General features: G+C 46.9%; 17 protein-coding genes. 9 read left to right on the top strand and 8 right to left on the bottom strand.

Annotated features, from left to right (window positions below; translation table 11 throughout):
• Positions 1-347: 347 nt before the first annotated feature.
• Together Q0986_RS15695 and Q0986_RS15690 are read right to left on the bottom strand one after the other, a co-directional pair.
• Positions 348-638 (bottom strand): DUF2288 domain-containing protein, encoded by a 291-nt coding sequence (locus Q0986_RS15695; protein ID WP_299412256.1) that lies wholly within the window; start codon positions 636-638, stop codon positions 348-350.
• A gap of 189 nt (positions 639-827) precedes the next feature.
• Positions 828-1,388: a hypothetical protein gene (locus Q0986_RS15690; RefSeq protein ID WP_299412252.1), complete on the bottom strand. Its 561-nt coding sequence runs from the start codon at positions 1,386-1,388 to the stop codon at positions 828-830.
• A 719-nt stretch (positions 1,389-2,107) separates the two neighbouring features.
• Here Q0986_RS15690 and Q0986_RS15685 point away from each other — a divergent pair.
• Together Q0986_RS15685 and Q0986_RS15680 are read left to right on the top strand one after the other, a co-directional pair.
• Positions 2,108-3,340 carry a saccharopine dehydrogenase NADP-binding domain-containing protein gene (locus tag Q0986_RS15685; protein WP_299412249.1) on the top strand — a complete coding sequence of 411 codons (1,233 nt, stop codon included), beginning with the start codon at positions 2,108-2,110 and terminating at the stop codon, positions 3,338-3,340.
• Between the two features lie 620 nt (positions 3,341-3,960).
• The gene (locus Q0986_RS15680) at positions 3,961-5,871 is read left to right on the top strand and encodes an EAL domain-containing protein (RefSeq protein WP_299412246.1); all 1,911 of its coding nucleotides are present in this window, start codon (positions 3,961-3,963) and stop codon (positions 5,869-5,871) included.
• A 42-nt stretch (positions 5,872-5,913) separates the two neighbouring features.
• Here Q0986_RS15680 and Q0986_RS15675 read toward each other — a convergent pair whose 3' ends face one another.
• Positions 5,914-7,392, bottom strand: coding sequence for a cellulose synthase family protein (locus tag Q0986_RS15675; RefSeq protein WP_299412242.1), 1,479 nt, complete (start codon positions 7,390-7,392; stop codon positions 5,914-5,916).
• A 240-nt stretch (positions 7,393-7,632) separates the two neighbouring features.
• Positions 7,633-8,622 carry a glutaminase A gene (glsA, locus tag Q0986_RS15670; RefSeq protein ID WP_366918602.1) on the bottom strand — a complete coding sequence of 330 codons (990 nt, stop codon included), beginning with the start codon at positions 8,620-8,622 and terminating at the stop codon, positions 7,633-7,635.
• A 478-nt stretch (positions 8,623-9,100) separates the two neighbouring features.
• Here glsA and Q0986_RS15665 point away from each other — a divergent pair, with 478 nt between their 5' ends.
• Positions 9,101-9,577, top strand: a complete 477-nt coding sequence (locus Q0986_RS15665; protein WP_299412235.1) for a hypothetical protein — start codon at positions 9,101-9,103, stop codon at positions 9,575-9,577.
• Positions 9,578-9,723: 146 nt separating this feature from the next.
• On the opposite strand, the gene Q0986_RS15660 is transcribed toward Q0986_RS15665, so the two are convergent.
• The 3 genes from Q0986_RS15660 to Q0986_RS15650 form a co-directional block, all read right to left on the bottom strand.
• The gene (locus Q0986_RS15660; protein WP_299412231.1) at positions 9,724-10,641 is read right to left on the bottom strand and encodes a hypothetical protein; all 918 of its coding nucleotides are present in this window, start codon (positions 10,639-10,641) and stop codon (positions 9,724-9,726) included.
• Between the two features lie 71 nt (positions 10,642-10,712).
• Positions 10,713-12,113, bottom strand: coding sequence for an MBOAT family protein (locus Q0986_RS15655; protein ID WP_299412228.1), 1,401 nt, complete (start codon positions 12,111-12,113; stop codon positions 10,713-10,715).
• A gap of 711 nt (positions 12,114-12,824) precedes the next feature.
• Positions 12,825-13,517, bottom strand: a complete 693-nt coding sequence (locus tag Q0986_RS15650) for an NUDIX domain-containing protein (protein WP_299412224.1) — start codon at positions 13,515-13,517, stop codon at positions 12,825-12,827.
• An 84-nt stretch (positions 13,518-13,601) separates the two neighbouring features.
• Between Q0986_RS15650 and Q0986_RS15645 the strand changes: the two genes are divergently transcribed.
• The 6 genes from Q0986_RS15645 (at position 13,602) to Q0986_RS15620 (ending at position 19,724) form a co-directional block, all read left to right on the top strand.
• Positions 13,602-14,453, top strand: a complete 852-nt coding sequence (locus Q0986_RS15645) for a protein phosphatase 2C domain-containing protein (RefSeq protein WP_299412221.1) — start codon at positions 13,602-13,604, stop codon at positions 14,451-14,453.
• Positions 14,431-15,210: an ADP-ribosylglycohydrolase family protein gene (locus Q0986_RS15640; protein WP_299412218.1), complete on the top strand. Its 780-nt coding sequence runs from the start codon at positions 14,431-14,433 to the stop codon at positions 15,208-15,210. The genes Q0986_RS15645 and Q0986_RS15640 overlap by 23 nt, the downstream gene beginning before the upstream one ends.
• 169 nt (positions 15,211-15,379) lie before the next feature.
• Positions 15,380-17,203 carry a hypothetical protein gene (locus Q0986_RS15635; protein ID WP_299412215.1) on the top strand — a complete coding sequence of 608 codons (1,824 nt, stop codon included), beginning with the start codon at positions 15,380-15,382 and terminating at the stop codon, positions 17,201-17,203.
• A gap of 14 nt (positions 17,204-17,217) precedes the next feature.
• Entirely contained in the window at positions 17,218-18,243 is a 1,026-nt protein-coding gene (locus Q0986_RS15630) for an isochorismatase (protein WP_299412303.1), read from the top strand.
• Positions 18,244-18,288: 45 nt separating this feature from the next.
• Positions 18,289-18,831 (top strand): zf-TFIIB domain-containing protein, encoded by a 543-nt coding sequence (locus Q0986_RS15625; protein WP_299412212.1) that lies wholly within the window; start codon positions 18,289-18,291, stop codon positions 18,829-18,831.
• Positions 18,832-18,944: 113 nt separating this feature from the next.
• A complete protein-coding gene (locus Q0986_RS15620) occupies positions 18,945-19,724 on the top strand; it encodes a hypothetical protein (protein ID WP_299412209.1) in 780 nt (259 codons plus the stop codon).
• Positions 19,725-19,862: 138 nt separating this feature from the next.
• On the opposite strand, the gene Q0986_RS15615 is transcribed toward Q0986_RS15620, so the two are convergent.
• On the bottom strand, positions 19,863-21,056 hold the full coding sequence (locus tag Q0986_RS15615) for a YHYH protein (RefSeq protein WP_299412205.1): 1,194 nt from the start codon (positions 21,054-21,056) through the stop codon (positions 19,863-19,865).
• Positions 21,057-21,308: the final 252 nt, after the last annotated feature.

The raw sequence follows: 21,308 nt of genomic DNA, 5'->3' as shown, positions 1-21,308 counted from the left end.
TTATCGCCCTTCCAATAGGCGTTTATTGACGTCAGCATCCTCTGGTTGGAATGAGAATGCACCTTTAATGGTTGCGTCCCAAATGTGTATCCTTCCACAATCTGGGCACTGATAGATTGTTCGCCCAAGAAAATTGCTACGAACATCGATGTAATCCCTGTCCGTTACACGACCGTGCTTGCTTACCTTTTCTAGCAGTCGATCGAGCTTATCTAAAATGGGAAACAGATCTTTGTCTGCCAGAATATGACCTTTGTGAGGAAGCGAATCTGTTCCGTCGAAAATTATGTTTCCGCAGTTACATTTCAACTTCATTTTCGAGCGGAATAACCTAGGTCTCCTATTCTTCAATCGCTCTGAGCAACTAGAACAAAGGGCTGAACAATCAATGTGCTGAACTTGGTTTCAGGTTGGGCGTTCCAGTTGCTCAACTGTTGAGCTGAGGGCTTGTGAATGAGACTTTCGCTAATCCAATGATGGACGGATTGGATATTGTCATTTGCGATCGCAACCCCTACATCCAACAAATTCAAGTGAGGCGTCACCACAATTACAGCATCGCGCTGAGAATGAGGGATAAGATCTCGCCATTCAATATCAGCAATGTCTTCAGCCAGTTGATCTTTGATATCTTGCATGACTTCGGCTGCTAGGTCCAAATAAGTCTTTACATCTTCTCATCTCAGGCCAAGATTAACCAGGAGTTTGGATCATTCGAGCTATGGCACAAGTTCAGTATTGCGTTTACCAACAACTTACACTTGCAATGACTCCACCATTATGAACAAGCCTGAGACCTCCAGCAAATGGGCAACAGCCAGCTTTCTTTATAACCCCACTTGCTTTGAAGACTTCAGTCTTCCCTTTAGAAATTCAGCTTCAAAATATCGATCAATCGAAGCTTCCCAGCGAAGGACTAAACGATCGCCACTAGAGGAAATCGTTCTACCATCCCAACCAAAGACTGTAACGACATCATCATGTGTGACGCCAGGTATGACGCAAGTTTTGTAGACGTCATATTCTACAAATTGATACCCTCGATTACACACCTCATGCACCCATATGTTGGGTTTTGCTGGTGAAGCAGGCTTTGGCAGGGAGGTCAAATCTTGTATTTGACGCTGCGTCTGTGGTGATAGTTTTGAATCATGAATTTCACCCGACTTTGGGAAAAAAGCAATACTATAACCGGCAAGCAATATACCACCGATCAGAGTTATAAATTGAACCATAAACAGAAAATGTTTAGGTCTGCTTCTTTTAACATACCTGTCTCTTTTTCTTCTCCTTCTATGGGAGAAAGACCTGCGAGGAGCATGTTTACATTTTTTTTCCGTATGTTTATCAATCGAGACGGCTGTTCGTTCAGGTAAAGTATTTGTCATTGCTATCAACTCAACAGTATCTAGGTATAAGGCATATGTTTTATCTCCGTATAAGGCAGATTTTTTATCTTAGCGAAAGATAAAAACATAGAAGTATTTAAGTTCAAAGCAATTACTATCTAACGGCATTGGGTTACTATTCTAAGCCCAAAAAACAAGTCATCCACATAAATTAGAATTATCTATATTGAGATAGTTTGAATAGCAAGATATCGTTTTATAGAATCTGTATTGTGGACGATTCTATAATCCTTCAGATAACAGTAATCCCTTAAATAATAGTCAATAGGGCACTTTGCATATATGAGGTATCTACGGTAGTGTAAGTGACACCTATCGTTATAACGCCTTGATTACCCCATTTCCCTTAAGAAAGACTTAACAAAATAAGCAATGATTTCAATAATTCGATGTTACCTGGGGTCGTGGTTCTATTTATAGCTGTGGATGTTTACCGATTATACGTTTCAGTTTATCTCTCAAATAAGGGATAGATCTGTTAAGTAGATGTTACAGAAATTAAGAGGGTGGAAAAGTATTTCATTTCCTTAGTAATCTAGTTAAAGATTACCTGAGCCCATTACTTTTGATTTAGCGTTTTGTGCCTGAGAGGAACTCAGTCCTCACTCAAATTAAGCATAACGTTAATAAAAATACTCAGCTAGAGTATAAACTTAGCTCTTTCATCTAGGATTAAATAGCAGTCAAACGGTTGTAGTATGACCAATCCTCGTCCCTATCATGTTGTGCTTTATGGGGCTAGTGGGTTTACCGGACAGCAAACCGCACAATATTTCGCCGATAGAGTCGATCGTGAGCAAGTCCGATGGGCGATCGCAGGTCGGAATCGTCAAAAATTAGAACGGGTTAAACAAACGCTCGCTATCCCTGTCGATATTCTCGTTGCAGACAGCCAGGATCAAGAGGGGTTGGATGCCATTGCGGAACAAACTCAGGTCATTCTGAATACGGCTGGGCCTTTCGCGCTGTATGGGGATGGCATTGTAGATGCCTGTGTTCGCAAGCAAACCCACTATGTCGATATCACAGGCGAAACGCCGTGGGTGAAGTCTTTAATTCAGCGGTACCATGCCAAAGCCGCGGCAGAGGGTACCCGCATCATTCCCTTTTGCGGCTTTGACTCAGTTCCTTCTGATTTGGGCACTTATCTACTGGTTCGTTATATGCAGCAAGAATTAGGGGTATCTTGTCGGCAAGTCAAAGCTTATTTCCAAGCATCTGGTGGCTTAAATGGTGGCACCTTAGCCTCTGTAACCCACTTGATAAAATCGGGGCAGTCTTCTCAAATGGCTGACCTCTTTTTGCTGAACCCAGAGGACACCACTCAGCGCCTCAGCCAGCATTGCCAAGATCCCCAATGGCCCCAGTATGACAGTGACTTAGGAGCATGGATTGCACCATTCTTTATGGGGCCTGTCAATACTCGAGTGGTCCGGCGCAGCAGTGCTTTGTACGATCAATGGCAAGACTCCTATGGTTCCAACTTTGTCTACCAAGAGTACGTCAAGGCAGAAGGACCGTGGGCCAGTCTTGTAGCCGTAGGCATCACATTAGGAACGGGGTTATTGGGCTTAGCACTCAGTCAATCTTGGGTCTGGTCTGTACTGCAATCCCGTTTTCCTCGGCCTGGTGAGGGACCATCGGCCCAGGTAATGGATGAGGGCTGGTTCCGGTGTGAATTGTTGGGCGTTGCAGAGGATGGCCGCATCGTTCACGGTTTGATTCAAAACCAAGGCGATCCAGGCAATCGATCCACTGTGAAGTTTTTATGTGAATCGGCGCTCTGTCTAGCCCTTCAAGCTGAACAACTACCTGGCCAGCATCGAGGTGGCGTGCTCACTCCTGCCACAGGTTTAGGAGATGTCCTCGCTCATCGATTACAGCAAGCTGGAACAATTATCCAGTTATCTTCCCATAACATCGAAAATTAATGGGACCTTTTCGATCTCAGCCTGCTTTCTGCCTTCCCTAAATCTTTTAAAAACTCACTTGCTAATCACTGAGCTTATAGCTAAAGTTTGCTTCTAAAAAATAGAATAAATTCCATTCATAATGGTATCAAATTCAACCCAAAAAAGCAACTGGCGGCACAAGATTATTTAGAAAACTTCTTCTACACATTTAAGCTATGAAAACCCATCTTTTCTCATTATTGTTCAAAGCTAAACATTATGTGGTTGAACCTGCTCTGACGCTAGGATAGAATCTTTTTAGGGAGATAAGCTGCATTTCAGGGTTCTAACTCCTTAGATACTCCAATTAACGCTATTTCTCTTCCTTAAATCCACCAAGAGCTAACGTTAGGCGACAGGAAAATGATCGTCCTTGGCTTTTTTGGGTAATTGTTTTCAAATCTGCAGAATATTTTGACGGCAGAAAAAATGAGGAATATTATGAGGACACAACTGTCAACAAAAATAATTAGAGGGGAACAATATTGGAAAGGATTTAGGACGTTCCCCTATCCTGCTCAACTCGCAGTACATAATGACTGATCCATTCAGGGACAACATCAGCTTATTGCCACGCTTTTCTTCTCTTAATTTCAGTTATGACATTTAACACACAAGCATCTCAAATAGTTGCTCCTCTCCGTCCTGAAGAGTCGAAAGGCTTGATCTTAATTGTTGATGATACCCCCCACAACCTACAGATTCTATCGACGGCGTTAACCAAACAAGGGTATCAAGTGCGTGGAGCAGCTAGCGGATCAATGGCGCTTATTGGGGCACGCAATATTTCGCCTGACTTGATATTGCTGGATATCAAGATGCCAGGGATGGACGGCTACAAGGTTTGTGAACAACTGAAGGCCGGCGAAACAACACAGGATATTCCGGTAATTTTTATTAGTGCCTTAGACGATGCCTTAGACAAGGTGAAAGCCTTTACTGTTGGGGGTGTGGATTACATTACTAAACCGTTTCAGTTAGCAGAGATCTTAGCGCGTGTCGAAAACCAACTCACGATTGGTCGTTTGCAAAAGGCACAGCGCCAACAAAATGAACGGTTACAAGCCGAAGTCCGAGATCGCATCGCCGCCGAAACCCAAATCCAAGCGCTTAATGCCGAACTAGAGCAAAGAGTGATCCAGCGCACTGAGCGACTCAACCAAGAAATTGCTGAGCGCGAGAAAGTGCAAGCCTTGCTCAAGTACATGGCTATGCACGATCCGCTGACAAATTTGCCGAATCGCACTTTATTCTTTAACACCTTAAAAGAGGCCCTACAAGCGTATCGAGAGCACTCAGACCAATCTTTTGCACTCCTGTTTTTGGATTGCGATCGCTTCAAAGCCGTCAATGATGCCTTCGGCCATTTGGTGGGCGATCAAGTCTTAGTGGCCATTGCTCAACGTCTGAAAAACTGTGTGGGAGATCATCTATTAGCACGATTAGGTGGAGATGAATTTACCATTCTGCTCAAGAATACCCCCCAGGAACAAATAGCCACGGAGGTTGCCCATGCCATTCAACAGAGCTTGTTAAAACCGTTCCAAATTGATGGCAATGAGTTTTTTATCTCTGCCAGTATTGGTATTGTGATGAGCCAACTGGATTATCAGCAACCTGCCGAGATGCTACGGGATGCAGATACAGCGATGTATCGGGCCAAGGCCTTAGGGAAAGCACGGCATGTGATGTTTGATACCAGCATGCATGAAGATGTCCAAAGCTCATTACAACTCGAAACGGATTTACGGCGAGCCATTGAACGCCAGGAATTTATCCTCAATTACCAGCCCATCGTGGCCTTAGAGACAGGAAAAATTACGGGCTTTGAAGCGCTCGTTCGCTGGATCAGCCCTGAGTTAGGCTTTATTTCTCCAGGGAAATTCATTCCTCTAGCTGAAGAAAATGGCTTAATTATCCCACTGGGAGAGTGGGTCCTCCGTGAGGCCTGCCGCCAGTTACGCGCTTGGCAAACGGAACAACTGACTGATATTCCCTTAAACATGAGTGTCAATCTTTCTGTGAAACAGTTTTCTCAGCCCAATCTAATCGAAACCATTGATCAAATTCTGACTGAAACAGAACTACCAGCCCATTGCCTCAAGCTGGAAATCACAGAAAGTGCGATTATGGAAAATTCTGACTCAGCCGCGAAGGTTCTTGAGCAGCTCAGAGCCCGCCATATCCATTTAAGTATTGACGATTTTGGCACTGGGTACTCTTCGCTCAGCTATTTACATCGATTCCCTGTCGACACCCTCAAAGTAGATCGTTCCTTTATCAACCGTTTGGATGCAGCAGATGGCAATACCGCCATTGTCCAGGCGATTGTCACCTTAGCTCAAACCATGGGCATGGATGTCGTCGCAGAAGGGATTGAAACGACGGGGCAACAGGTGCAGCTTCAAAAATTAGGGTGTGAGTATGGGCAAGGTTATTTGTTCTGTAAACCTGTCAATGCTGAGCTAGCGGGTGAGATGCTGGCGAGTGGCCAGCATACCTTAGGGTAGTCCAATGGCTTTACTGCTATATTTTTCTGCATCATTCAGATGTTAACGATGCTGGAACATACTCAAAGATAAGACGTAAGCATAGCCGATTAAGAATAACAACAGAAACGGCAGAGACAGATAATGGGCATTCAGGACAGCCACCATTACGGTTAAGAGTAAATAGACCACCATCGACAGTTCTAAATAAGGAACCCAATTTTTGGCTGCTCGATATTTTCTCGTCTTCCAATTCTCTTCGTTTTTGACGACGCCATGTTTGGGAGTACGCACAAAATCTCGACTCGCTCGAAATAAGCCATCACAAACGGCTAAGGATTGATTAATGCTCAGCCCAATTCCTACACTCATTAACAGGAATAGATTCGAGGCCAGCTTCCAAGGGGATTGTTGGCCTCGTTGTTCTTCTTGGGCAACGGTATAGAAGGCCAATAAACTCAGGGTGGTTACCAAGAATAAGGGCAGATGAATCGCTAGGCCGTACCGCCAGTCCGTTTGGGCCAGAAAGAGTTGATAGGGCAAAGATAAGAGCAGTAATACCAGCAGCAAGAGGTAATTAAAGTTGTTCGTGAGATGGAAAAAAGCTTCCCATTTCACCTGCCAAGGAATCTTTGCTGTTAAGACTGGCATGAGCAGTTTCTTGGCCACCTGGCTTGCTCCTTTGGCCCACCGAAATTGCTGAGACTTAAAGGAATTCATCTCCATTGGCAATTCCGCAGGGATAACAATATTGGGTAAATAAATGCATTTCCATCCCTTGAGTTGGGCTCGATAGGATAGGTCCAAATCTTCTGTGACGGTCGTATGTTGCCATCCTCCGGCATCTTTGATCGCTTGAATACGCCAAATTCCAGCAGTGCCATTGAAATTAAAAAAACAGCCTGAACGATTCCGGGAGGTTTGTTCCGTTACGAAGTGCCCATCCAACATTAGGGCTTGGATTTCCGTGAGAATCGAATAATGGCGATTAATATGCCCCCAACGCGCTTGGACCATGCCCACCTTGGGATTCGCAAAGTAATGAACCATATTGATTAAGGTATTGGGAGCAGGGACGAAATCAGCATCGAAGATCATGACTAATTCACCCGTGGCTGACTGGAGTCCGTAGGCCAGTGCACCTGCTTTATACCCTTTGCGATCGCAGCGATGAATATACTCAATATTCAGATGGCGCTGCTTTAAGTCTTGAACCTTAGCCCAACAAATCTCTTGCGTTTCATCTGTCGAGTCATCGAGTACCTGAATTTGCAATTTATCAGCGGGGTACTGCAATGCTGCGACAGCCTCTAATAGCCGATCTACCACATACATCTCATTAAACAATGGGAGCTGAATCGTGACTGGAGGGAGTTCCGATTCGGAGAAGGGCTTTAGGGGCTGGATATCCCGATGGCGATGAAGGTAGTATCGCCAAATAATGGAAATTTTGTGGAAGCTGTAGATGGCGATCAGCGTCAGAATACTAAGATATAGTTCCGGAATAATGCCTGATACGCTATCAATTAAATGAATACCCATATAATGCTTGCAATCAATAATCTTGCTTTTAAAATCCCCGCTACTCCTGACCCATAGCTTGTTATGAGGGGCGGAAAACCTGTATTCTAGCCCGCCAAGACGAGGGTTAGCTTAATTCAATCTGAGAAGATAATTAGTTTCTTCTGCTATCTCTTTAAAACAGTCAGAACTGTCTCAGTGACGACGCATTCTCTCTACGGCAGACTCAGAATGTGAGTCAGGGATGGCCAAGAGGGAACTTCAAGGGGTAACGATAACTGTGGGGCTGTCAGAATCCATCGCATCTTGTAATCCACACCCGCCCATCGACAAATCAAATAGATGCAATCCCAATTTTTGCGATAGGGCTTCTAGAACTCGACGACCGCGAATACTATTGCCATACTCATCCAAAAGTGGAGAGAAAACAGCGATTCCAGCCTGATTAGGGACCACTGCCAGGATGCCACCAGAGACACCGCTTTTAGCAGGTAAACCGACCTTGTAGGCCCATTCACCAGCAAAATCATACATACCACAGGTATACATGACGCTGAGGATATCCTTGACATAATTTGGATCAACGGCTTGTGCTTGAGTAAGGGGGTTAACCCCCTTGCAGGCTAGGGTTGCGGCCATGACTGCTAGGTCATGGCAATTGACCAGTACGGAGCATTGCTGAAAATAGAGATCCAACGCTTCATCGATCTTGTGATCGATCATGCCGAAATTGAGCATTAAATGGGCAATCGCTCGGTTGCGATGTCCCGTATCCCGTTCGGACATAAATACGGGCATATCAATAAAGACTTCATGTCCCACATAACGATGAAACATATCTAGTAAGCGATTGAGGCGATCAGTGGAACTATTCCCCTTAATCAAGCTGGTAATTGCAATGGCTCCCGCATTGATCATGGGATTATCTGGACGTTTAGAATCTTCGTCGAGGCGAATCAGAGAGTTAAAGGGATCACCTGTAGGTTCTACCCCAACTTTGGTGAGTAAAGTGTCGCGCCCGTGATCGGCGAGGGCCATCCCATAAGCAAATACCTTGGAAATGGACTGAATCGTAAAGGTCTGCTCGCAGTTCCCAACTTGAAAGGTTTGGCCGTCAACGGTCACCATTGAGATGGCAAACCAATTCGGATTGGCCTTACATAACTCAGGAATATAGCAGGCTAATTCGCCTTCTTGATGCTGCTGATATTGCTGGTATAAGGACTCAAGTAGCGTTTGCAACTCCGACATGATTTCTCCCATTGAACCTGAGATCATTGTCGCAAATTGTCTTAGTTGAGATCGCAAGACCTTCAGTCTACTCAGCCGGGTGAACAGCCAGCCATCGGCCAAGACCAGCCCTGCCATGCTCAGCTTCAGTCCTGTACAACGCCACAAATTCCAGAAAATATCAAAGCTCAAAAATGGAGCCATTATCGAAAAAATAGAATGTTTTTATCGATAAATACCTCCAAAAATCCTAACCAAAAATAATCAGCAGATCGGTACAGAATGTGCATCAAAATATTATTCTGGCATATGATTTTATCGTCTGTTCATCTTGATTAAGATATGTAAAAAGGTAAGTAACTTTTGCGCTTTAGCCCGAAAAGTTTACAGAATGGCGATTCAACACAACCGATCTGGACTAAAGGCTGAGCAGTTAAATTTTTCTGCCTGGGAATGTCAGTCGTTGTATTTGTTCCCATGAACCCAAAGGTAGGTGGAAATGAATAAGACCGTTTTATGCCTTAATGTCGTATGTACTGGGACCCTCTTTATCGCACCCAGTCTGGCCCAAAGCTCTTTAGATAAGCCGATCACCGAACAACCTACTGCTTCGAGTAGAACCACAGGGCCTCTGCGATCGCACAGCATCAACTGCTCTGCAGACTATCCTCGTCACAATCGTCCTAGCCATACTCCTGCTCCAGTTAGCCCCTCTTCTGTGCCCAAAAAAATCACGACGGCACCTGCTGTTTGGCAAGATCTACGATCTCATCATCTGAGCCAGCCAACAACGTCTTCTGCCTCTGTCCCGTCTAAACTAGCGGTCAAAAAAGTCCGCAATTATCAGTCCATTTCCATCCCCCAACCCGTGATTGTCGAGGCACAAGGTTGGACACGTGATCAAAAGGGGCGCATCGTATTGACGGCAAAACTCCCGAAGGTGGAAGAAACGGCGTCACTGAAGTCAGCGTGCTAAAAGCAGGCTCAATACCAACAGAATAGCGGAGTCAGCTATGCGTAGGGCTTCCGCGTTGGACTGTGAGTGAAACGATGCGGTCAGCATCGGGAGAATGTCACTTGCACAGGTGGCAAGCTCACAGTCGCTTGTATAAAGATATCAAATTAGGATAATGCCGCCACATAGGGGGTTAGTTTATCGATCAGCTGCTTTGTTCTGACTTCAACGCCCTTATCATGCAAATGATATATCGAGTCATAAAACATCGATGTATCGTACATAAAATCCTCTGGCTCTCCTACGATCGCAATATCATTTTGCCGATAAAAGTTTTTGATATTGCGAAAAAACTCTTGCTGAGGAGGCTCGCTATACTCTTCGAACCAAACGGTGTTGGGCCAAGACGCAATCACTTGGATTTGGTTTTGGTCGCACCACTGGATGAAATCTTGAATAGCCTGCATGCCTCGGGTTGAATGTTGATGGCCATTGAGTTTTAGCGGGGTCAGATTTTCAACCGCTTCTAATAATTGGGGACTCATTTGTTCTTGCTGATTATCAATGTTATCCCCATAACGATTAAGGCTATTTCTCACCGCTACTAACTCAGAAGATTGTGCTGTGGGGACCTGATGCTGAGCTTTGGCCATCACTCTATCCATTAACGTTGCTAACGATAAACCACTAAACAGTTGCAGTTGAGTGACGGGGCCAACTGAGAAAAAATAGGGATGGTCATAATTAAGAATATACTCAATTAACTCTTGCCTAGGCTGACCATTATCTTGATAAAGACTATATTCTAAGGGCAGTAAGACCATATCTCCAGGCTTTAGCCAGTGCTGAGCCCGCTTAAGAAGGTAATCTGTTCCCAAGGGAATAACACTGCCGCCATTGAAACAAGATTGCTGAGTGATGTCACTGATCAGTTCACAGCTAATCCCTTGTTGTGAATTAGACCCTGAAACAATAGCTAGCTTTTGGCCTTCGATCTGCTCTGCAATTTCAGATTTAATGTTGTAAAGCTCATTCGTCGCCACCGCAAAATTGCTGGGTGCCCCAATACTGTAGATGGTGGCCAAGCAAAACATAAGCCAACACAGCAAGAATACAACAGCAGTTGCTCTGAGATAGTGAAGATATTTCATCTGCGTTAGAAATTGAAGTACAAAAACTCACTCTGGGGAGCTTCGAGAAGGGTTTTGACGGTCATAAAGGCCAAAACTCCAACGAGTAGACTAAAGAGCTGAATCGGACGCCATTGGAACCACCGATTCATTGGCCGGATTGGCTTATTCGTATTTGTAGTGGTTAGCGATGCTAAATCTGCAGCAGGAGTATATTGCTCCATCCACTGGTAAATATTAGGTGCAAACCAAATAATGGCAAATGCAGCCATAAATATAGTAATAAAGGGTGGAAAGCTAATCGCGATTTCTGGTACTAAACCCTCAAAGGTAACGCTCCAAGACTGCAGGAAGGCCAGTTGATCAGCCAGTACGTAAGGCAAAGATAAACCGTTTGCACCCACCATACCTTTCAGAATTGAGATAGCCGCTCTCATACTATCTGCTCTAAAGAAAACCCACCCCACAACAACAGCCAAAAAAGTGATTGAGCGGCTTAATAGCTGAGTGGACCAACCCTGATTTTGGGGTTTATAGCCGAGAGAATTCAATAGCGATTGCCATTGCCGATGAATCACTAAATAGGCGCCATGCAACCCTCCCCAAAAGACAAAAGTCCAGCCCGCACCGTGCCAGAGTCCTCCTAATAGCATGGTGACCATCAGGTTAATATTGCGCCGCACTATCCCCATCCGACTACCCCCTAATGGAATATAGAGATAGTCTCGGAGAAAACCCGAAAGCGTAATGTGCCAACGACGCCAAAAGTCACTAATATTTTTGGCCTTGTAGGGAGAGTAAAAGTTTAGGGGAAGCTTGATATTGAACATTCTGGCAATGCCAATGGCCATGTCAGAATAACCTGAAAAATCAAAGTAGAGTTGTAGGCTATAGGCAAATGCCGCGATCCAAGCAGCAACAAAGGTGGTTGAGGTGCCCTGACTAGCCATCTCAAAGACAGGCGTTGCATAGACTGAGATGCTATCGGCTATCAGTACTTTTTTACCTAATCCTAGACAAAAAATAGTCAGACCTATCGCCATATTTCTTGCATTAAACTGACTAACCTTGGGGTTGTTAAATTGAGGAATCAGTTGGTCATGGTGGACAATGGGGCCAGCAATCAGCTGCGGGAAAAATCCAACAAAAAGGCTGTAATCAAAAAAACTATATTTCTTGGCAGTATCTCTATATACATCTACCAAGTAGGCAATTTGTTGAAAGGTAAAAAATGAAATTGCCAAGGGCAAAATAACTTGGTTGAGATTAAAGTTAGTTGCCAGTAAGCCATTGACGGTTTCGACAAAGAAGTTAGCGTATTTAAAGTAGCCTAATAAGGCTAAGTTGACGCCTATGCCCGCGATTAATAGCCTCTTTTGATTGGAGTGGTGGGCTGGGGCGGAGCATTTATATAGCGCTAGCCCCATCGCGTAGTTAAAAACGATAGAGAAAAGGAGTAGACCTAAGTATGCAGGGTTCCACCAACTATAAAAGAAAAAGGAAACAGCAATAAGAATAAAGAGTGCAGCCTTGTGATAACCCAACATCCCCAACGAGAAGAAGAGTACAAGACTGATAGGAAGAAATAAGAAAATAAACTCTAAAGAGTTAAATAACATTGTTCTAATGAGTTTATATAGTTGAAACTTCGAGATAAAATTCCTTCAAAAAAGCAAAAAAAGTTCGCCGATCTATCGGGAAATAGCGAAACTGAGAATCAAAGTTGACGACAATCTTGCGCCTGCTTTTTCTCTCTGGAAGGCATAAAAAAATCCTACTCGAATGAATCAAACTCGCAGATTTATTTACTCAATGTTAACTTAGATTGCTTAATTTAAATGAAATTATAGATCATTTAAATTGATCCATAATTATCGTTAATGCCTGTTAGTTCCAATCAGGACTTTTCAGGGCGCTGACTTAAAGAGCGCTCAAATCTTTAATAGACAATAGGTTGAGCAATTCTTAGAAAAAATGTAGTCATACCAATTTCGTACGGAGATGAACTGTTTGACTCAAATGATCGACCAAATTTCAATGTGTTCGGCGATCTATACAGGTCATTTAGCTGGGTAATTGGTATCAATGCTCTATGGATTGTTTAAATTCTTATAGGAACAGACTTTGGGTCAATACGCTCAAATCTCAAAATGAACGCCCTGTTGTTTCAATAGTTCGTACTTGCTTTGATCAAACTGATAGAGTCTAGCAGCCCGATGTGCTACTCCAGTTTGGTGCTCGTCCAGAGGGATTAAGACATCCATTTTTAGCAGTTTCTTACGAAAGTTCCGTTTGTCTAGAGAATGGCCAAGTACGGTTTCGTAGAGCTGTTGAATTTGAGTAAGCGTAAATTTTTGCGGCAGCAGTTCGAAGCCAATCGGTTCGTAGTGAACTTTGCCCTGCAAGCGCTGGATGGCCTGTTGCAAAATTTGAGCATGATCAAAGGCTAAGGACGGCAAATTTTCCAGGGAATACCAGGCTGCATCCTCCGCATCAGTAGAAGCCTGTAAAGGATATTCCATTAGGTTGATTAACGCGTAGTAGGCAACGGAGATGATGCGATCGCGTGGATCTCGCTCCAAATCACCAAAGGTATAGAGCTGCTCTAGGAAAATACCCTGAACCCCCGTTTCTTCTTGCAGCTCCCGGCGAGCTGCATCTTCTAAAGATTCATCCATCTGCACAAAGCCCCCAGGCAAGGCCCACTGATGCTGAAAAGGGGGAATCTGGCGCTGGATCAGGAGGACTTTGAGATCAATCTGTTTATCTAGGCCAAACACCACGCAGTCAACGGTCAGGCCAGGGCGCGGATAGTCATAGGTATAGGGCATAGGAGCGGGGGAATCTTGACATCGTGTAAAAGTGACACTATGATAGATTTATTCAAGTTAGTGTCGTTTTTACACTATAAAGCAATGCAACAGCATTTTGAAGTCGCGGCTGGGTCTATTCTGGGCCAGAACCATCGACGAGTGAGTCAGAATAATCAAGATGCTTGGGCAAGTCTGGCGCTCGAACAAGCCATGATTGCTGTGGTCTGTGATGGGTGCGGGAGTCGACCTAACAGTGAGGTGGGAGCGCAGTTTGGGGCTCAGCTAACGGTGCATACGCTTGCCCAACTCGTAGCAGCGGAGCGACCAGAAGACGAACTATTTTGGCAGATGTTGAAGAAGCGCCTATTAGGAGGGATGCAGACTTTACAGAAGCGGTTAGGAGCGGATTCGCAAGGGCTGTTGGATTACTGGTTATTTACCCTGATGGGGTGTTTAGTGACCCCAGAAACCACCTGGATTTTTGGCTTAGGGGATGGGGTATTTGCCATCAATGAGCAGATTCACCCCATCGGTCCATTTGCCAATAATACCCCGCCCTATTTGGCCTACAGCTTGCTATGGGACACCGAAAAAGGCCCCGATCCGTTTCAAATCCAGATTTATGCTCAACACCCCACAGAACAGGTGCAGTCTGTGCTGATTGGGAGCGATGGGGTGGGGGACTTAATGGATGTAGCGGAGAATTGCCTCCCAGGGAGACCGGAACCTGTGGGACCACTGAATCAGTTCTGGCGTTGCGATCGCTATTTCCAGAACCCCGATCAGGTACGACGGCGGCTGGCTCAGATCAATCGAGAGGTGATACGGCCAGATTGGCATACCCGGCAGGTGCGAAAGATACCGGGGTTATTACCAGACGACACGACGTTAATCAGCATTAGACGGAAAAGGACAGAAGGAGGAGGCAAGGATGCTAGGTGCAATTGCAGGTGACATCATTGGGTCGGTATTTGAACCCCATTGGCGACGGATTAAACGGAAAGAGTTCGACCTATTTAGTAAAAAATCAAAATTTACAGATGATACGGTGCTGACGGTGGCCGTTGCTGAGGCCATTCTCCAACAAAAAGCCTATGTCTATACCATCAAGGACTATTACCGACGCTATCCCAAAGCTGGCTATGGTAAGACTTTTCGGGAGTGGGGAGCATCCGATAGTGTGGAGCCGTATCACAGTTGGGGAAATGGTTCGGCCATGCGGGTCAGTGCCGTTGGGTTTGCCTTTGAAGATTTAGAGACGGTATTGCAGGAAGCGGAGCGGAGTGCAGCCGTTACCCACAATCACCCGGAAGGGATTAAGGGGGCACAGGCAACAGCTGCAGCCATTTACCTGGGACGACGGGGACGGTCTAAAGCAGAGATTGAAACCTATATCGAAGCCACCTTTGGCTATGACTTGAGTTTGAGTCTAGAAGAAATTCGGCCCCAATATCAGTTTGATAGCTCCTGTCAGGGGTCAGTGCCCCAGGCGATTACGGCGTTTCTAGAGTCGACGGATTTTGAAGATGCCATTCGCAATGCTGTATCTCTGGGAGGCGATAGCGATACCCAAGCCTGTATTGCGGGTGGTATTGCCCAAGGATTCTATGGTGGGGTGCCAGAACGGATTGCCCAGGAGACTTGGGCACGATTAGATGCAGATTTGCAGCAGGTAGTCGAGGCATTTATGGCAACTTATCAGATTGAATAGGCCTGATTTAATAGGTGCGATAAAGAGTATGCAATTCACATCTATTTTAGGTGTGCTTATGGATAAGCCCTAATGCCTTTCTCCCAGAAGACCTGGGAGCAATACCACAGCTTATTAACTCGTATCGTCGATTGGTATTGCGATACGAAAATCTACTTTTTCAATTTTTATGGACGTTTATATCAATCAAAAACGAGTTCGTCTGCGCCCCCAGCAAGCCATCGGTAAGGGGGGAGAAGCGGATGTGTATCGCCTTAATCGGACAACAGCAGTGAAGCTGTTTAAACCGCCCAGTCATCCAGATTTCGAGGGCATGGCTGAGGCCCAGCAGGGCGCGCGGGAGCGGTTGGCGTTGCATCAGCAAAAGCTACGGCAATTCCCTCAGTCTTTGCCTGAGCGGGTTATTTCACCCCAAGCGTTGGTGATGAATCAAACTGGACAGCGTATTTTGGGCTATACGATGCCGTTACTGACCAATGCAGAGGTGCTGTTACGGTATTGCGATCTGCGATTTAGGCAGATGATAGAGACTCAGGCGGTAGTTGACCTGTTTTTAGATCTACACGAGACCGTCGCCAAGCTGCATTTTGCAGATGTGGTGATTGGAGACTTTAACGACCTCAATATTTTGGTCCAGGGTACCCAGGCCTTTGTAATTGATGCCGATTCATTCCAGTTTGGTTCGTTTCCCTGTTCGGTCTTTACCGCCCGGTTTGTCGATCCACTGCTGTGCGATTCGCAAGCAACACAGCCGATATTATGTCGCCCCTATTCCTGGGAATCGGATTGGTACGCCTTTACGGTGATGCTGATGCAGGCACTGCTGTTTGTTGATCCCCATGGAGGGGTTTATAAGCCTTCTGATCCGGCTCAGCGATTACCACAGGCCGCTCGACCGTTACATCGGGTGACGGTATTTCATCCTCAGGTGCGCTATCCCAAGCCAGCTTTACCGTGCGATCGCTTGCCGGAACCCTTGCTGAATCATTTTCGCCGAGTGTTTGAACAGGATTGGCGGGGGGAGTTTCCGCGATCGCTCTTGGAAAATTTGCGCTGGCAGACCTGTCCGTCCTGTGGGGCAGAGCATGCTCGCTCTGCTTGTCCAAGCTGTGTAAAATCCGTGGGCATCGCCCCGCCAACCGGTGCGGTTCAGGTGACAACGGTGCTGCAAACGAAGGGGGTAATCCTGGCAGCATCGGTGACGGCGGGGCAGCTACAGTGGCTGGTCTGGGAGGAAGGACAGTTTAAGCGGGAAGACGGAACGGTGGTGCTCACAGGGGATCTCAGTTCTGAGTTTGACTGGCATCTTCAGGGGCAAACCACCTGGATTGCCCAGCAGGGGAAGGTGGTGGGTGTGCCGACTACGGAGCGGATCGCCGTGGATAGCTACCAAGGTCGCTCTCAGTTTACGGTCAATGATCGGCATTGCTATTGGCTCAATCAGGGACAGTTGCTACGCGACCATGCGGTGGTGGGGGAGGTCTTGGCCGGACAAACCCAATTTTGGGTGGGGCCTCGGTTTGGCCTCGGCTTTTATCGCGCTGGCCAACTGAATGGGGCCTTTGTTTTCGATGCGGATCGTTCAGGCATCAATGATCGGTTGTCCTTATCTATGGGCGCAGGGACGATGGTGGCGGCCCACTGTACCTTTAGTCAGTCTCTCGGATGGCTCTTTGTGACAATCCAGGACCAAGGGATGCTGCAACAGCGCTGTTGGGTGATTGCGCCGACGGGACAGGTATTGGCACAGGCAGAGGTGGGGGAATGGGCCGCAACGGCATCCGGCCCTTGTTCCCACTGGGCGGTGGAAGAGACGCTGTTTGTGGCTACGGATGAGGGCATTATCCGAGTGCAGGTGGAGCAGGGGCAGTTAATCGTGCAGCGACGATTCCCGGAAACGGATCCCTTTGTACAGACGGGCAGCCAGTTGTTGGCGGCCCCCCAGGGACTCTATACCGTTGGGTCCCAAACGATTCAGTTATTGCAGTTATAGGAGTGTTTAAGATGATGTTGACGCAATTACCGATTCCTGATTTCTTTGACCCTCAGCGGGTGGGAGAGGTGTGGCGGGTTCCTTACCAGGAACGAGCCCAACAGGCCCAGGACTGGGCTAGCCAGGGAATACAGCCAGCGGCAAAGGATAAAACGCGGGTTTGCCTAATGGCGATTGATGTCCAAAATACCTTTTGTATTCCCGAGTTCGAGCTGTTTGTGGGGGGACAATCTGGCGTGGGGGCGGTGGAGGATAATCGCCGACTCTGCGAGTTTATCTACCGCAATTTAGGAACGATTACGGAAATTGCACCGACGATGGATACCCATACGGCGATGCAGATCTTCCATGCTGATTTCTGGGTAAATGATCGCGGTGAGTCTCCGGGGCCGCTGACGATGATTTCTTTGGCGGAGGTGGAGCAGGGGGCCTGGAAGGTCAATCCAGCCATGGCCTATAGTCTGGGCAATTATATGGCGCTGCAAAATTTTGCCCGCCATTATGTTCAACGTCTCTCCCAAGAGGGCAAATATCCCCTAACGATTTGGCCCTATCACTCCATGCTAGGGGGGATTGGTCATGCCCTAGTGGCGGCGGTGGAGGAAGCCTGCTTTTTCCATAATCTGGCCCGCCATAGTCAGACGAATTTTGAAATCAAGGGGGGCAATCCGCTGACGGAAAATTACTCGGTGCTTCGACCGGAGGTCCTCGATGATTCTAAGGGACGGCCGATTGCCCAAAAGAATACCCGGTTTATCCAAAAGCTGCTGGATTTTGATGTGGTGATTATTGCGGGACAGGCCAAGAGTCACTGTGTCGCCTGGACCATCGATGACTTGCTGACGGAAATTCAAGCCCATGACCCGAATCTGGCTCAGAAAATCTACTTACTGGAAGATTGTTCTTCGCCGGTGGTGGTGCCGGGGGTGGTCGATTTTACCGAGCAGGCCAATGAGGCGTTTCTCCGATTCCAGCAAGCAGGGATGCATGTGGTGCAGTCTACGGATGCGATCGCAAATTGGCCTGGAATCAATCCTTAGGCAGAATAGTCAATAGTAACTGTTGCCATCTCTATTGGGTTTGAAATGCTTAAACTTTGCCCTGTTTGTAGAACCCCCCAACTCTCCAAAGTCCTATTGGAATCCAATCTTCCCGCCTTTGCTTGCCCCCGATGTGAAGGGGAATGGATTTCAGCCGATGACTATTGGGCTTGGCTAGAGCATCAGGACGATATCCCTCCAGAACCGCCTGCGGATGGCCCTCCCTTGCAAGTGTCTGATAACCAACAAGCGACCCTTTGCCCAGACTGCCGTTGTTTAATGCTCAAGTATCGGGTTGGCCATGAGTTGAGTTTCTATCTCGATCAATGCTCAAGATGTCAGGGACTCTGGTTCGACAAAAATGAGTGGGCCAGCCTCAAGCGAAGAGGGCTGCATGATGAGGTGCATAAGGTGTTCTCCGCTCCCTGGCAAGCCAAAATCCGAGCGAATGAGCGGCAGAAAAAGGTGGACCAAGTGTATCTCAACACCATTGGCGCCGAGGATTATGTGGAAGCTCAGCGGGTTAAACAATGGCTCGATCAGCATCCCCAGAGGGATGTTCTGCTGTCTTTTCTTAATAGTGGTTAACTAAACCGCTTTCAATCCATTTCGGCAAAAGCTGATGTCTGGGAGCGATCGCTCCCCAGGATTCCTATACCTATTTTTTCGAAATTTTAGTGAGTTTAATCAAGGAGGATGTTATGTCTCAAGTCCCTAATCTAAATGCGTTATTCCAAGCTGCTCAGGCAGATGGCGTACTCTCAAACACGTCGATGCAGACTCTCAATATTGTCGATATTGGGGCACAGATCCAGGCGGGCCTGGGCACCCCCGTTGATGATGTAATGGCCAGTGAAGTGGTTCTGGTGACAATCATGCCAGATGATTCGGGCTCAATCCGGTTTGCGGGCAATGGGGCAGTGGTTCGGGCGGGCCATAATACCGTGCTAGATACCTTAGCCACGTCTCCGCAGCAAGATCAAATTCTGGTTCACAACCGCTATCTCAATGGTCAGGTGCTCTATCCCTACTGTCCCGTTGACCAAGCGATTCGGATGGATCAACACAATTATGATCCTAACCTGGGCACACCGCTCTATGACCAAACCTTGGTTCTATTAGCCACCGTCCTGGCCAAGGCCCAATCCTTTATCGAGAATGGTGTCCCCGTGCGGACGGTGTCCCTGATTATTACGGATGGAGCCGATGCCCATTCTCGGCACTCAGCTCGGAAGGTCAAGGGGATGGTCGAGGATATGCTACGCACGGAAGACCATATCATTGCCGCCATGGGGATTGAGGATGGACAGACGGACTTTAAACAGGTATTCCGCGAGATGGGGTTACGCGATCAATGGATCTTGACCCCTGGCAATTCTCAAAATGAAATTCGCAAGGCGTTTCAACTGTTTTCTCAGTCGGCGCTCAGGGCCAGCCAGTCAGCAGCTTCGTTTAATTCTCTGGGTGGATTTGGTGCTTAAGGACGCAATTAAAATGACCCTTGGGCAATCTCTCACGAGTGGCGATATCCAGCTCTAGCCAGATCCACTGCTTATGGTTCTGAGCGTTCATAAACGACCCGATTTCATCGCAGTCTACGGTGGGGTCAAGAGAGATTGCTACCGTCCCGGCGGGTTGGGAGGTCTACCCAGTGCCTCTGCCAGCTGTTGTTCAGTGACCCCTAATTTTTGGGCGGCGGCTGCCAGGTCAGGCTTGGGGGGGCGCTGTCCGGGCTGTGGCGGAGAATTTTCAGGGCTGCCCAGCGCCTCTCTTAACTGTGATTCTGACACCCCCAACTTCTGTGCTGCTGCTGCGAAATCGGGGCCTCTGCGTGGGGGGCGGTTATCTGGCCCTGGGGCTTTAGAATCGTTAGATGTCTCCGTACCTAAAGACGCCGTTAACCCTCGGAATGACTGAATAATTTGGTTGCTCCCAGGTGCTCCAGCGTGATAATGATATCCCCGGGTTGAATCAGAATGTCCACGAGAGTCGTCCAAGCCTGTGGGTTCTTGTTGGTCTTTGTCCAGTTGGGCATAGATGGCGAATCCATCCAAGGCGTAACCAATCATCGGTGCATGGTTATCCGTTTGGGCAATCTCTTTGGTTTGCCCCGTTGCCGCATGATAGTGATAACCCGTATGGGGATTGATATGACCACCATTATCATCTAAAGGGGCGATCGTATGGGCTGCTAGTATGGCATTCAGCGGCGCAGGGGGATCAAAATTGACACCGTTGAAGGCAACGCCAATCCCATCACGACCTAAATCTGTAGGGGTCGTCTGATAAACGGGAGTAACCGGAATTACGTAAGTCTTGGCGTTAATGGTGACCCACTCAGGACGGCCTTCAACGCAATAGTTGTTGTAACGCGGATCGACGTCTGGTTTTGCCGCTGCTTCGAAGGCTTCTTGGGTATTTGTGACTCGAATCGAACCATCATCATTCACTAATTTCCAGGCAGAATCTGAATAGAAGTCGGCCAAGCCAGCAATAAAGGCCCCATCAACATCGTAAACTTCCCCCGATCTAAACCAAATCCCACCCTTTTCTTTGCCGTCTTTTTCATTTGTGGGACACCAAGGCCCCATTTGATGCTCCTGCGGATCAGGTTTGATGGTAATGACATAGCAGGACGATTTTGTGCCATCGGATAAGGTGCATGATTCCTGAGTAATTTCCTTGGCTAAATTCTCTTTGACAAAATAGGAAGGGTTCAGTGAGATGGACGCCTTAGCAGAGGGTTCTTCTGGCTGGGGCGAAGGGACTTCATTGGTAGTCGCAGATTCTTCAGTCGATGAGCATGCAGTCAATATTAGTGCGGCTAGACCCCATGCAAATGGCACGAGAAATTTGTGCTTAGCGTTCATGTCTAAATCCTCTTAATACCAATTTCGTATGGAGATGAACTGTTTAACTCAAATGATTGACGAAATTTCAATGTGTTCGGCGATCTATACAGGTCGTTTAGCTGGGTAATTGGTATAACGCTCTTTCATCACTCTAACGAGATAAAAATTAGGCTTAAAGTATGAATGGTTTGGTCCTTCTATGCTTGAGCCGAG

It is taken from the genome of Acaryochloris sp. IP29b_bin.148 (assembly GCF_028285565.1).
In the GTDB taxonomy this organism is placed as follows: Bacteria; Cyanobacteriota; Cyanobacteriia; order Thermosynechococcales; family Thermosynechococcaceae; genus Acaryochloris.
This window is presented reverse-complemented; position numbering and strand designations above follow the sequence as displayed.

Excerpts from the sequence above, each read along its gene's own strand:
- Q0986_RS15655 (WP_299412228.1), bottom strand. The coding sequence starts at position 12,113 with ATGGGGCTAGCGCTATATAAATGCTCCGCCCCAGCCCACCACTCCAAT.
- Q0986_RS15685 (WP_299412249.1), top strand. The coding sequence starts at position 2,108 with ATGACCAATCCTCGTCCCTATCATGTTGTGCTTTATGGGGCTAGTGGG.
- Q0986_RS15695 (WP_299412256.1), bottom strand. The coding sequence starts at position 638 with ATGCAAGATATCAAAGATCAACTGGCTGAAGACATTGCTGATATTGAA.
- Q0986_RS15675 (WP_299412242.1), bottom strand. The coding sequence starts at position 7,392 with ATGGGTATTCATTTAATTGATAGCGTATCAGGCATTATTCCGGAACTA.
- Q0986_RS15650 (WP_299412224.1), bottom strand. The coding sequence starts at position 13,517 with ATGCCCTATACCTATGACTATCCGCGCCCTGGCCTGACCGTTGACTGC.
- Q0986_RS15665 (WP_299412235.1), top strand. The coding sequence starts at position 9,101 with ATGAATAAGACCGTTTTATGCCTTAATGTCGTATGTACTGGGACCCTC.
- glsA (WP_366918602.1), bottom strand. The coding sequence starts at position 8,622 with ATGTCGGAGTTGCAAACGCTACTTGAGTCCTTATACCAGCAATATCAG.
- Q0986_RS15690 (WP_299412252.1), bottom strand. The coding sequence starts at position 1,388 with ATGACAAATACTTTACCTGAACGAACAGCCGTCTCGATTGATAAACAT.
- Q0986_RS15625 (WP_299412212.1), top strand. The coding sequence starts at position 18,289 with ATGCTTAAACTTTGCCCTGTTTGTAGAACCCCCCAACTCTCCAAAGTC.
- Q0986_RS15640 (WP_299412218.1), top strand. The coding sequence starts at position 14,431 with ATGCTAGGTGCAATTGCAGGTGACATCATTGGGTCGGTATTTGAACCC.
- Q0986_RS15620 (WP_299412209.1), top strand. The coding sequence starts at position 18,945 with ATGTCTCAAGTCCCTAATCTAAATGCGTTATTCCAAGCTGCTCAGGCA.
- Q0986_RS15630 (WP_299412303.1), top strand. The coding sequence starts at position 17,218 with ATGTTGACGCAATTACCGATTCCTGATTTCTTTGACCCTCAGCGGGTG.
- Q0986_RS15635 (WP_299412215.1), top strand. The coding sequence starts at position 15,380 with ATGGACGTTTATATCAATCAAAAACGAGTTCGTCTGCGCCCCCAGCAA.
- Q0986_RS15645 (WP_299412221.1), top strand. The coding sequence starts at position 13,602 with ATGCAACAGCATTTTGAAGTCGCGGCTGGGTCTATTCTGGGCCAGAAC.
- Q0986_RS15680 (WP_299412246.1), top strand. The coding sequence starts at position 3,961 with ATGACATTTAACACACAAGCATCTCAAATAGTTGCTCCTCTCCGTCCT.